The sequence below is a fragment of the Serratia sp. PL7 genome (assembly GCF_945957435.1).
On record NZ_CAMFLB010000002.1, the window covers coordinates 745,159 to 758,215 of the forward strand.

Genomic DNA, 13,057 nt, shown 5'->3' on the forward strand with positions numbered 1-13,057 from the left:
TTAAACCTCCTTCGGATTAGCCAGATGGCCGGTAGTGTCACCACTCGGGCGGCTGTTGGCGTTAGGTTTCAGTACGATGCACGGTTTGGTGAAATGCGCGGCCGGTAACGGTGCCACTTGCGCCAGGGTGCCATGTTGTTTACGCAGTTCGTCGATCGGGCCAAAGTCCAGGGCACGCAGCGGGCAGGACTCGACACAAATCGGCTTTTGGCCAACGGCAACGCGCTCATAGCAGCCATCGCACTTGGTCATGTGCCCTTTCGCTTCGTTGTACTGCGGTGCGCCGTACGGGCATGCCATATGGCAGTAGCGGCAACCGATGCACACCTCTTCGTTCACCACCACAAAACCGTCTTCTCGCTTGTGCATGGCGCCACTTGGGCACACTTTGGTACAGGCCGGGTCTTCACAGTGGTTACAGGCGATCGACAGGTAATAGGCAAACACGTTTTGGTGCCAGCTATCGCCGTCCTGCTGCCAGTCACCCCCGGCATACTCATAGATGCGGCGGAAGCTGACGTCCGGGGTCAGGTTTTTATAGTCTTTGCAGGCCAGCTCGCAGGTTTTGCAGCCGGTGCAACGACTCGAATCAATGTAGAATCCATATTGCGTAGTCATCAGCTACTCCTTAAAGTTTGGCGACCTGGACCAGATTGGTGTGAGAAGGATTGCCCTTGGCCAACGGCGACGGGCGCTGGGTGGTCAGCACGTTGATACTGCCAGCATGATCGATACGGCTACCATCTGGCGCATACCAGGCTCCTTCGCCCATAGCGACCACGCCCGGCAACATGCGTGGCGTCACCTTGGCATTAATGCGTACCTCACCCCGATCGTTGTAAATACGGATCAGGTCCCCGTTGGCTATGCCGCGGGATTGCGCATCAATCGGGTTGATCCACATCTCCTGGCGGCAAGCGGCCTTCAGCACGTCGACGTTACCGTAGGTAGAGTGGGTTCTGGCCTTGTAGTGGAAACCGGTCATCTGCAATGGATACTTGCTGCTTAACGGATCGTCGAGGCTTTCGAAACCGGCCGCATAGACCGGCAGCGGATCGATAACGTCGTCCTTGGATAATTCCCAAGTCGCTGCCAGCTCCGCCAGTTGGGCAGAATAGATCTCGATTTTGCCTGAAGGCGTTTTCAGTGGATTAGCCTGCGGATCGGCCCGGAATGCTTTGTAAGCCACATGGTGGCCATCGGGATCGCGCTGCTTGAAGATCCCTTGCTTGAGGAACTGCTCAAAGTCCGGTAGCGCCGGAATGGCTTCGCGGGATTGCTGATAAAGGTGACGCAGCCACTCTTCCTGAGTCCGCCCCTCGGTGAAGGCCTGCTCAACCCCCATACGTCGGGCGATCTCGCTGGTCATTTCATAAATGTTCTTACATTCAAACTGCGGCTTGATCGCCTGATCGGCGAAGATGACGTAACCCATATTGCCGCTTGAGGCATCCAGACAGAAATCCATCTGCTCAGAGGCGGTGCAATCTGGCAGCACCAGATCGGCATATTTCGCCGACGAGGTCATGTGGTTATCGATCACCACGATCATCTCGCACTTCTTCTCGTCTTGCAGAATGTCATGGGTACGGTTGATTTCTGAGTGCTGATTAATCAGGCAGTTACTGGCATAGTTCCAGATAAACTTGATCGGCACGTCCAGCTTGTCCTTGCCCTGCACGCCGTCACGCTTGGCGGTCATTTCCGGCCCACGCAGAATGGCATCGGTCCACATGAACATGGAGATACTGGTTTTTACCGGATTCTCCAACGTCGGCATCCGAACAAACGGCAGGCCGTAGGAGCCTTCGCGTGCACCTGTGTTACCGCCATGGATCCCAACGTTACCGGTGAGGATCGGCAACATGGCGATGGCGCGTGAGGTCAACTCACCGTTGGCATGGCGTTGCGGCCCCCAACCTTGCGAAATAAACGCCGGTTTGGTACTGCCAATTTCGCGCGCCAGTTTGACAATGCGGTCGGCCGGGATACCGGTAATTTTTGAGGCCCAGGCAGGCGTCTTCTCAATGCCGTCGTCACCTTGACCCAGAATATAGGCCTTATAGTGCCCATTAGCTGGAGCCCCCGCGGGTAAGGTTTTTTCGTCGTAACCCACGCAGTATTTATCCAGAAACGGCTGATCGACCAAATTCTCGCTGATTAATACATGCGCCAACCCGGCAACCAGTGCCGCATCGGTGCCAGGGCGAATTGGGATCCACTCGTCTTCCCTACCGGCAGCGGTATCGGTGTAGCGCGGATCGATCACAATCATGCGCGCATTCGAACGCTCACGTGCCTGCTCCAGCAAGTAGGTTACCCCACCGCCACTCATACGGGTTTCGCCTGGGTTGTTGCCGAACAGCACCACCAGCTTGCTATTTTCGATGTCCGTCGGGCTGTTACCGTCAGCCCAACCGCCGTAGGTATAATTCAGCCCCATGGCGATCTGCGCGGTGCTGTAGTCACCATAGTGGTTCAGATAGCCGCCACAGCAGTTCATCAGGCGAGCGATCAACGTAGAACCCGGTGGCCAGGAACGGGTGACTGTGCCCCCCAAGGTGCCGGTACCGTAGTTCAAATAGATGGCTTCATTACCATAATCTTTGATGATGCGCTTCATGTTGTCGGCGATCAGCGTGTAGGCTTCATCCCAGCTTATCTGCTTGAATTTTCCTTCACCCCGTTTGCCCACGCGCAGCATGGGGTATTTCAGACGGTCCGGGTTATACACGCGGCGGCGCATTGAGCGCCCACGCAGGCAGGCACGAACCTGATGCAACTCTTGGTACTCGTCGTTGCCAGTATTATCCGTTTCGACATACTTGATCATACCGTCGACCACATGCATCCGCAGCGGGCAACGACTACCGCAGTTTACCGTACAAGCACTCCACACCACTTTTTCTTCGGGTTTGGCAAGGGCGGATGTCGGAGAGGTTTCAGCGTTGGCACGACGGCTGAAAGGCAGGGAAACGCCACCGACGGCAAGGGCAAGCCCGCCAATGGCACTATTTTTGACCAGCTTTCGCCTGGAGCACTGAAGGCCGGACAGAGGTTTTTTTTCGGATTCATTCATAATGGTTTCGCTCTGGGTTGCATAAAATAACCAGTAAAACTGGCAATAAAACCTGCAATCAACGTGTTACGCCGCTCCCAATACAGGTAGATTTCAAAAAAGCAGGTAAAAGTGTTTTAATTGTGGCCTGCCTTAAATGGCACTATGCTCCAAAAGAGGTAGTTACACTTTGCTCACAATCAATAAAGTGTTGATATACCAGGCTTTATTGATAATGATTTTCATTTCATAGTTTTTCTATCTGGATCAAATTAGTATGCTGTGGGTTACCTTTCGCCAACGGTGATGGCCGGTGGGTGGTGAGCGTATTCATGCAGGCACCGTGATCGATACGATCGCCGTTCATGTTGGCCTGATGCCAGGCTCCTTGCCCCATCGCTACTACGCCCGGCATGATGCGCGGTGTCACTTTGGCGGCCACACGCACTTCGCCACGGCCATTGAATACCCGCACCATTTCACCGCTGGCAATGCCGCGCTGGCTGGCATCAAGTGGGTTGATCCAGACTTCCTGCGGGCAAGCCGCCTGCAACACATCGATATTGCCGTAGCTGGAGTGGGTCCGGGCCTTATAGTGGAAACCGAACATTTGCAGTGGGTAGGTGTTACGCAACGGGTCATCCCAACCTTCAAAGGTTGAGGCATAAACCGGCAGTGGACTGATGGTTTCGTCCTTCTCCAACTCCCAACTGCTGGCGATCTCTGCCAACTTGGCCGAATAGATCTCGATCTTGCCTGAAGGCGTTTTCAACGGGTTGGCTACGGGATCGTCACGGAATTTTTTATAGGCCACAAAGTGCCCGTTCGGGTCTTTACGCTTGTAAATCCCCATGCTGCGCAAGGCCTCATACGACGGCAACTGCGGGTCCTTCTCCAGCATCTTGGCGTAAAGGTATTGTAGCCATTGCTCCTGAGTGCGCCCCTAGGTGAATTTTTGGTGTACCTCTGGCCCAAGACGGCGCGCTACCTCACTCATCACTTCATAAATAGGTTTACGCTCAAACTTGGCAGAGGTGGCTGGCTGGATAAAGATCAGGTAACCCATATTGCCAGCGTAGTCGTTCGGGATAATGTCCTCCTGCTCGACCGTCATCAGGTCCGGCAGCAGAATGTCGGCGTATTTCGCCGAGGAGGTCATAAAGTTTTCCAGCACCACGATCATTTCACACTGGGAGTCATCCTGAAGAATGTCGTGGGTTTTGTTGATATCGGAGTGCTGGTTGGTGATGGTGTTCCCGGCATAGTTCCAGATGAACTTGATCGGCACGTCCAACTTGTCTTTGCCGCGTACCCCATCACGTTTGGCGGTCATTTCCGGGCCACGGGCGATGGCATCGGTCCAGCTGAAGCAGGAAATCTGCGTTTTTACCGGATTTTCCAGCACCGGCATCCGTTCAATGGTGATGGTGTAGGTTGATTCACGCGCGCCGCTGTTGCCGCCGTTGATCCCCACGTTGCCGGTCAGGATCGGCAGCATGGCAATGGCCCGTGAGGTGAGCTCACCATTTGCCTGGCGCTGTGGCCCCCAACCTTGCGAGATATAGGCCGGTTTGGCACTGCCAATCTCACGTGCCAGCTTGATGATACGGTCGGCCGGAATGCCGGTGATTTGGGATGCCCACTGTGGGGTCTTCGCAACACCGTCTTGCCCCTGCCCCAGGATATAAGCCTTATAGTGACCGTTGGCAGGCGCCCCCGCGGGTAAGGTTTTCTCATCGTAACCCACGCAGTAGTTATCCAGGAACGGTTGATCGACCAAATCCTCGCTGATCAACACATGCGCCAATCCGGCGACCAATGCGGCATCAGTGCCTGGCCGGATCGGGATCCACTCATCTTCCCGCCCAGCGGCCGTATCCGTATAACGCGGATCGATGACGATCATGCGCGCGTTAGAACGTTCCCGTGCCTGCTCCAGGAAATAGGTGATGCCACCGCCGCTCATGCGGGTTTCCGCCGGATTGTTACCGAACAGCACTACCAGCTTGCTGTTTTCAATATCAGAGGTGCTGTTACCTTCATTGCTGCCGTAGGTATAAGGCATGGCGCAGGCGATCTGGGCGGTACTGTAGGTGCCATAGTGGCTGAGAAAACCGCCGTAGCAGTTCATCAGGCGAGCAACCAGCGAGGCATAAGGCGAAGAACGGGTGATATTGCCGCCGACAATGCCAGAGGTATAGTTGATGTAAACCGCTTCATTGCCGTATTTGGCGACGATACGCTGCAGGCTGGCGGCGATTTCGCTGTAAGCCTCTTCCCAACTGATGCGTTTGAATTTACCTTCACCACGTTTGCCGACGCGTTTCATCGGGTAATTCAGACGTTCCGGATGGTTCATGCGCCGACGCATTGAGCGGCCACGCAAACAGGCGCGCACCTGATGGTTGCCATAAACATCGTCGCCGGTGTTGTCGGTTTCCACCCAGTAAACTTCGTCATCGCGTACGTGTAACCGCAAGGCGCAGCGGCTGCCACAGTTAACCGAGCAGGCTCCCCACACCACTTTATCCTGCGGTGGGGGTTGCACCGCAGTATCGACAGTTTCTGCCACTGCATGGCGGCTAAAAGGCAACGAAAAACCGCCAGCGGCCAGGGTCAAGCCCGCTACCGTGCCGGATTTCATTAGCGTACGGCGGCTGATACCGTTGGATGATGATGCTGCAGATTTTTGCTTCGACATAGCTCACTCCTGGTCTTGCCCGAACAACGGGAAACGTCATGCCTTGGTTGGCAGAGACAGGAGGAAGCTGAATTAGCGCTGGGTGGTTTGATGTGGAAAAACGATTCCCCCTACATAAGTAAGGATATTACTCATTAGGGGGTAGTAAACTTTGTCTGCTATCAATAAATGTGGCTTTCATTCGTAAATTAAAACCATTCAAACGAAAAAAGCGCCCGTAGGCGCTTTCGATACACTATTTCGCTACCACCGTGAGGTGGATTAACCGATATATTCCAGGCCGCCCATGTAAGGACGCAATGCTTCTGGCACCTGAATACGGCCATCGGCCTGCTGATAGTTTTCCAGCACGGCAACCAGAGTACGGCCTACGGCCAAACCAGAGCCATTCAGCGTATGCACCAGGCGTGGTTTTTTCTCGGTTTTACTGCGGCAACGAGCCTGCATACGACGTGCCTGGAAATCCCCCATGTTAGAACAGGAAGAGATCTCACGGTAGGTGTTCTGCGCAGGCAGCCACACTTCCAGATCGTAGGTTTTGCAGGAACCAAAACCGATATCACCGGTGCACAGCAGCACTTTACGATATGGCAGGTTCAGCAGTTGCAGCACTTTCTCCGCATGGCCGGTCAACTCTTCCAGCGCATTCATCGAGTCTTCCGGGCGCACGATCTGGACCATTTCGACCTTGTCGAACTGGTGCATACGGATCAGGCCACGGGTGTCACGCCCGTAAGAACCAGCTTCTGAACGGAAGCATGGCGTATGCGCGGTCATCTTCAGCGGCAGATCTTCTTCATCGAGGATCTCGTCACGCACCAGGTTGGTAACTGGCACTTCCGCAGTTGGGATCAGCGCATAGTTGCTGCTTTCCGATTCTTCTTCCAGCGGTTTGGTATGGAACAGATCTTCACCAAACTTCGGCAACTGACCAGTACCGTACAGCGTGGCATGGTTCACCAGATACGGCACGTAGGTTTCCATATAGCCGTGCTGTTCCGTGTGCAGGTCCAGCATGAACTGGGCCAACGCACGGTGCATACGAGCCATTTGGCCTTTCATCACCACAAAACGCGCACCGGTCAGTTTCACCGCAGCGGCAAAGTCCAGCCCACCGGCCATTTCACCCAGCTCAACGTGATCGCGTACCGGGAAATCGTACTGACGCGGTTCGCCCCAGCGGCAGATTTCCAGGTTTTCGCTATCGTCTTTGCCATCCGGCACCGCGTCGTCCGGCACGTTCGGCATCACCAGCGCGTAATCACGGATCTCGTTCTGCAGCTTATCCAGTGCGGCCTTGGCAGCATCCAGCTTGTCACCCAGTTCGTTCACTTCGCGACGCAGTGGCTCGATATCTTCACCGCGCGCTTTGGCCGCGCCGATGGATTTCGATCGGGAGTTACGTTCTGCCTGCAGTGTTTCAGTTTCTACCTGCAGAACCTTACGGCGCTCTTCTTGCGAACGCAGCAGATCCAGATCGAGTTTAAAGCCTCTGCGAGCCAGTTTTACGGCGACTGCGTCTAGCTCATTACGCAGCAGATTGGGATCGAGCATGCTAATCCTGTGCTTGTTGTTATTGAAAGAGAAATTGTGTTTTATGCCGCAACGGTATAGCCGCATAAAAGAAGTGTGATACCCGCTAACCTTACCGCAACGGCAACGCTAGCGGTAGCGTTTTGTCTGGCTATTTTGATCCTGCTCAGCCAGCCATGCCAACTTTTCACCGATTTTACCTTCCAGCCCGCGCGAGGTTGGATGATAGTAGCGCGTGGTGGCCATTTCCGCCGGGAAATAGCTCTCTCCGGCCGCGTAGGCGTTGGGTTCGTCATGGGCATAGCGGTATTCTGCGCCCAGCCCCATTTCTTTCATCAGCTTGGTCGGTGCGTTACGCAGATGCTCCGGCACGTCATAGTCCGCCATCTCTTTGGCATCACGCATGGCGGCTTTAAAAGCGGTATACACGGCGTTGCTTTTGGGTGCACAGGCCAGATAAACGATCGCCTGTGCGATAGCGCGTTCCCCCTCCGCAGGACCAACGCGGGTGAAGCAATCCCAGGCGGCAATGGCCACCTGCATTCCGCGCGGATCGGCGTTGCCAACGTCTTCAGAGGCAATGGCCAGCAGGCGGCGCGCCACATACAGCGGATCGCCACCGGCGGTAATAATACGCGCATACCAGTACAAGGCGGCATCCGGTGCCGAACCACGCACGGATTTATGCAGTGCAGAAATCAGATCGTAATAGCGATCGCCTTTGTTATCGAAGCGCGCGCTGCGTTCACCAGAGACCTCTTTGAGCAGCTCCGGGGTTAATACCCGCATGCCTTTGCCGTCGATTTCCGCCATATCGGCCATCATCTCCAGGCTGTTCAAGGCGCGGCGGGCATCGCCACCCACCAGTTCCGACAGCATGCGCTTGGTTTCCGGCGGCAGCTCGATATTCTGATCGCCAAAACCGCGCGCCTTGTCTTCCATGGCCTGATCCAGCACCTGGCCGATGTCATCCGCCGTCAGCGCTTTGAGCAGATACACCCGCGCACGGGACAGCAACGCCGAGTTCAGTTCAAAGGAAGGGTTTTCCGTAGTAGCACCGATAAAGGTAATGGTGCCGTCTTCGATATGTGGCAGGAAGGCATCCTGCTGGCTTTTATTGAAGCGGTGAACTTCATCTACAAACAGGATGGTACGGCGGCCTGCGTCCCGGTTTTGCCGGGCGCGCTCGATGGCTTCACGGATCTCCTTGATGCCGGAGGTCACCGCTGAGATGCGCTCAACATCGGCCCGGCCATAACGGCCAATCAACTCTGCCAGCGTCGTTTTCCCGGTTCCCGGCGGCCCCCACAGGATCATCGAGTGCAACTGCCCAGCCTCGATGGCGCGTGGCAACGGCTTGCCCGGGGCCAGCAAATGCTGCTGGCCAATGTATTGCGCCAGCGTAGTTGGCCGCATACGCGCGGCCAGTGGCTGAAACTCATTGTGGGAAAAATCGAGTGACATGTTGCTCACGTAGACCTCACTGGCGCTGGTCGTCCAGCGTCACCCCCTTCGGTGGGGTAAATTTGAATTTGGCAGCATCAACGCTGCTGCTCTGCTGGCTCTTCAACTGATAAGCGCTGCGTTGACCATCTTGCTCAACCGCGGCAAAGCTTTTGATGGTGCCGCTATTGGTCACGGTGATGGCAAACTGCTTCAGATTACCGCTGCTGGCCTTTGGCGTCAGTTCGAAATCATCGCCTTTCTGCTTCACGTTGTACTTTTTCCAGTCGTTAGCATCGTTACGGGTGATCAGCATAAAGGGCGTATTGCCGGTGGCGTTTTTCAGCCAGGTGGCCGTCACCTGCTCGACGAACGGGTTGTAGAACCACAGGGTCTCACCGTCCGAAACCAGCACGCTCTCATCCGGCGAGGTCATGTGCCAGTTAAACAGATTGGGGCGTTTTACCCATAATTCGCCTTCCCCTTGCTGCACCGCAGCGCCGTCACTACTGGTGACCGATTGGGAGAAGCTGGCATGGAAACTGTTTACTTTCGCCAGACGACTTTGCAAATCTTGCGCAGCATCCGCTAACACGGAAGTAGACGCGAATCCCGAAAGCAGACAACAGGCCATCAACAGTTTTTTCATTATTCCAGATACCTTATGAAATGCGTTTACCGCAAACTGGGTCAATATAACCCTGAACACCTCCACTCTACCCGAAGCGCTTGACTGTCAGCCAGAGCACTATTCCGATAAAGCAGGGGTTTACGCTTCTTTGCACAAGGGCCGCAAAGCGGCCCTTTTATTATGGTTACAGCGCCTGATGGCAATCAGTCATGCCGTGGCGGAGCCAGCACCTCACGGTTACCGTTATGCCCCTGCTCGCTGACAATGCCCTGCGCTTCCATCTGTTCGATGATACGCGCGGCGCGGTTGTAGCCGATGCGGAACTGACGCTGTACACCGGAAATCGAGGCGCGGCGTTTATCCACCACAAACTCAACCGCCTGATCGAACAGCGGATCCAGCTCTTCGTCACCGTCCAGACCACCGCCTGCGCCCCCCTCACCGTCTTCACCGGCGCTGAGAATGCCCTCTTTATACTGCGGCCGCTCACGCGCTTTCCAGTCTTTAACCACGGCATGAACTTCCTGATCGCGGACAAACGCCCCGTGCACACGCACCGGTATCGAAGAGTTCGGTGCCAAATACAGCATGTCACCCATCCCCAACAAGGATTCCGCTCCGCCCTGATCGAGAATGGTGCGGGAGTCGATCTTGCTCGATACGGTAAAGGCGATACGCGTCGGGATGTTGGCCTTGATCAAACCGGTGATCACGTCCACCGAAGGACGCTGGGTTGCCAGCACCAGGTGGATCCCCGCAGCACGCGCTTTTTGTGCCAGACGGGCGATCAGTTCTTCCACCTTTTTGCCCACCGTCATGATCAGATCGGCAAATTCATCCACCATCACCACGATGTACGGCTCTTTTTCCAACACCGGCGGCGTGATATCCATGCTGTCGCTTGGCTTCCAGAACGGATCCGGGATTGGCCGCCCCATCGCCTCGGCCTGATCGACCCGCTCGTTGTAGCCCGCCAGGTTACGAACCCCCAAGGCAGACATCAACTTATAGCGGCGCTCCATCTCGGCTACGCACCAACGCAAGGCATTGGCGGCGTCTTTCATATCGGTAACCACATCGGTCAGCAGGTGTGGAATGCCTTCGTAGACCGACAGTTCCAGCATTTTCGGGTCGATCATGATAAAGCGCACTTCTTTCGGCGTGGCCTTATACAAGATGCTGAGGATCATGGCGTTGACCCCGACCGACTTACCAGAACCCGTGGTACCGGCTACCAGCAGATGCGGCATTTTAGCCAAATCGGCGACCACCGGCTGACCCGCGATATCTTTACCCAATACGATCGCCAAAGGCGATGGATTGTCGCGGAAGGCTGGGCAATCCAGCACTTCTCGCAGATACACGGTTTGTCGTTTGACGTTCGGCAATTCCAGACCAACGTAAGGTTTACCAGGGATCACTTCCACCACACGCACGGCGGAAGTTGACAATGAACGAGCCAGATCGCGCGACAGGTTGGAAATGCGCGCAGCCTTGACGCCAGGAGCCAAATCCAGTTCGAAGCGGGTAATGACCGGGCCAGGCAGAATATCGACCACATCGGCCTTGACGCGGTAATCCGCCAGGCTGGCTTCCACCAGCCGCGCTTTCTGTTCCAGCGCAAAGGTATCAACCGGTTCGACCTCTTTCGGGGCCTCGGTCAACAGATCCAGCGTTGGCAGTGGCGTAGTCGGTTTCTGCAGCGGCATATCATTACGCATCAGGAATGGATGGATCAGGCTGTCCATCGCTGGCGCTGGCGGTTGCTGCTGAACGGGTGGCTGATACGTCTGTTGCGGCTGGTAACCAGGCGCAGGGTTAGTTTGCGGACGCGGTGCCTGATAAGCGGGCACCTCAGGCTCAAACTGCCCGAACGGCACATCGTCTTCCAACTCGCTTTCCAGCTCGATGCTATCCTCAAGCTGTGGCGACAGGGTAAACAGCGGCTCGGTTGGGCCGTCATCCACCAGATCTGCCATCGGTGAGAAACTGTAGGCCTGGCGGGTATCCACCGGACGAGTCACAGGAGCCGGTTCTGGTTCAGGCTGAGGTGCTTCTACGCCATAGCGTGCCTGTTGCTGCGCGGCAAATGCCTGACCGAGTTCGGCCTCACGCTGCGCATCTTCGTCATCTTGCTGATACTCTTCTTCTTGCTGATACTCGTCGCCATAGCGCTGGCTTTGCTGTTCGGCAAAGGCCTGACGCAATGCGGCCTCTTGCAAGGCTTCATCTTCTTCCTGCGGATTGCTGACCGGCTCTGGATGTGGTTCGTCCCCGCGGTTACGCTGCTCTTGCTCCGCGATCCGCTGCGAAGGCAGCTTGATGCCGTAGGAGGCCAGCTCACGCCGGGTTGGAATACGCACCGGATTTGGCCGTGGCAGTTCCGGGCCGATGCCCTGTTTGACCTGCGAGCTCGCATCGCTGGTGGCGGTAAACGCAGGCATGAAGGTGTTGTTCACCGCGCCAGCGGTCGCTGCAGCTGCGGCAGTTGCCGCTGGTTTCACTACCTCTCTGGCACTGAAACCCGTTGATCCGATAACATCGTCGCTATCCCGCTGAGCCGCAGAGAAATCAAACGGTGACGGCTCTGGTTTTGGCGTAACGGGCGTCTGCCAGTCACCCAGGCGCGGCTCATGCTCCTCACGATAAGGCTCCGCTACGCGTGTCGTTCTCGGTGCCGGAGTCTCTTCGGGCAGTTCAAACGAATACAGCGGCGGCGTGTCTTGTGGCTGCGCAGGGGTTAATGGGTGCTGATTGATGGAAGCAGGCGCTGCCGGGGCCACGGTGACCGGAGCCTGAACGGCCGCTTTCGGCATTACCGGGATATCGGTAACGACCGGTGCTGGCTCGGCAAGCGGAAGATCATCATCGCTGGCGCGCAAACCACTCAATAAAGGATCGGCAGCATCCTGCGCTTCTTCTTCGGCGGTTTCGGTCACGGAAGAGGCAGAGAACAACGGATCGTCCTCATCTACTGCCATAGGAGCAGGTGCCTCATGTTGGCCACTTTCCTCGCGCTCATCGAGCACGACGTCGTCATCGTCGTGATAGCGGTCTTCACGGCGTGAACGGTTAGTCATAAAGGTAGCGGCGCCAAGCACTACACCACCAATCTTTTCCGCAATGACCAGCCATGACCAACCGGTGAACAAGGTCAGCCCCACCGCCCAAATGCCGAGCAGCGCCAAAGTGGCGCCAATGCCGTTAAACCACGGCAACATGGCATTGCTTAGCAGGCTGCCAATCACCCCGCCGGATGCAAAGTAATAGAGATCGTCAACGTTCAACGCCGCCAGGCCACACGAGGTAAGCACCAGCGCCAATGTACCGATTAAACGTAACGAGAGCCCAAAGAAATCGATGTATTCGCCCTTGTCGCGCCGACGGTAACCGGACAGGCACAACACCAGCATAATCGGTGGGATCGCATAGGCAAGGACCCCAAAGGTGAAGAACAACGTGTCGGCCAACCATGCGCCTACTCCGCCGCCCAAATTGTGGATAGGCTCATGCCAGGCAGTTTGCGACCAACTAGGATCGGAAGGATTAAAACTGACCAACGCAGCCATGAGGTAAACGGCAAAAATGGCCACCACGATCAACACAGCCTCGAGCAAACGCCGCCCACTGCTGAGTTTTTTCAGGGTAACTTCTTTATCTTCTGTGTATTCCTGGCTCAAGAAAGGCACTC

6 protein-coding genes and 1 pseudogene are annotated in these 13,057 nt (G+C 55.9%); all 7 read right to left on the bottom strand.

Annotation, left to right across the window (positions count from 1 at the left end):
* The 7 genes and pseudogenes from N6G83_RS17925 to N6G83_RS17955 all read right to left on the bottom strand — a co-directional run bounded on the left by N6G83_RS17925 (position 1) and on the right by N6G83_RS17955 (position 13,046).
* Entirely contained in the window at positions 1 to 618 is a 618-nt protein-coding gene (locus N6G83_RS17925) for a DMSO/selenate family reductase complex B subunit (RefSeq protein WP_024529862.1), read from the bottom strand.
* A 10-nt stretch (positions 619 to 628) separates the two neighbouring features.
* Positions 629 to 3,079, bottom strand: coding sequence for a dimethylsulfoxide reductase subunit A (dmsA, locus tag N6G83_RS17930; RefSeq protein ID WP_199061840.1), 2,451 nt, complete (start codon positions 3,077 to 3,079; stop codon positions 629 to 631).
* Positions 3,080 to 3,305: 226 nt separating this feature from the next.
* A pseudogene (ynfE, locus tag N6G83_RS17935) lies at positions 3,306 to 5,759 on the bottom strand (selenate/tellurate reductase subunit YnfE).
* A 261-nt stretch (positions 5,760 to 6,020) separates the two neighbouring features.
* A complete protein-coding gene (serS, locus tag N6G83_RS17940; RefSeq protein WP_024529865.1) occupies positions 6,021 to 7,313 on the bottom strand; it encodes a serine--tRNA ligase in 1,293 nt (430 codons plus the stop codon).
* Between the two features lie 108 nt (positions 7,314 to 7,421).
* Entirely contained in the window at positions 7,422 to 8,765 is a 1,344-nt protein-coding gene (locus N6G83_RS17945) for a replication-associated recombination protein A (RefSeq protein ID WP_037375016.1), read from the bottom strand.
* A 7-nt stretch (positions 8,766 to 8,772) separates the two neighbouring features.
* Entirely contained in the window at positions 8,773 to 9,384 is a 612-nt protein-coding gene (gene lolA / locus N6G83_RS17950) for an outer membrane lipoprotein chaperone LolA (protein WP_024529867.1), read from the bottom strand.
* 185 nt (positions 9,385 to 9,569) lie between these two features.
* The gene (locus N6G83_RS17955) at positions 9,570 to 13,046 is read right to left on the bottom strand and encodes a DNA translocase FtsK 4TM domain-containing protein (RefSeq protein WP_260524012.1); all 3,477 of its coding nucleotides are present in this window, start codon (positions 13,044 to 13,046) and stop codon (positions 9,570 to 9,572) included.
* Positions 13,047 to 13,057 lie beyond the last annotated feature (11 nt).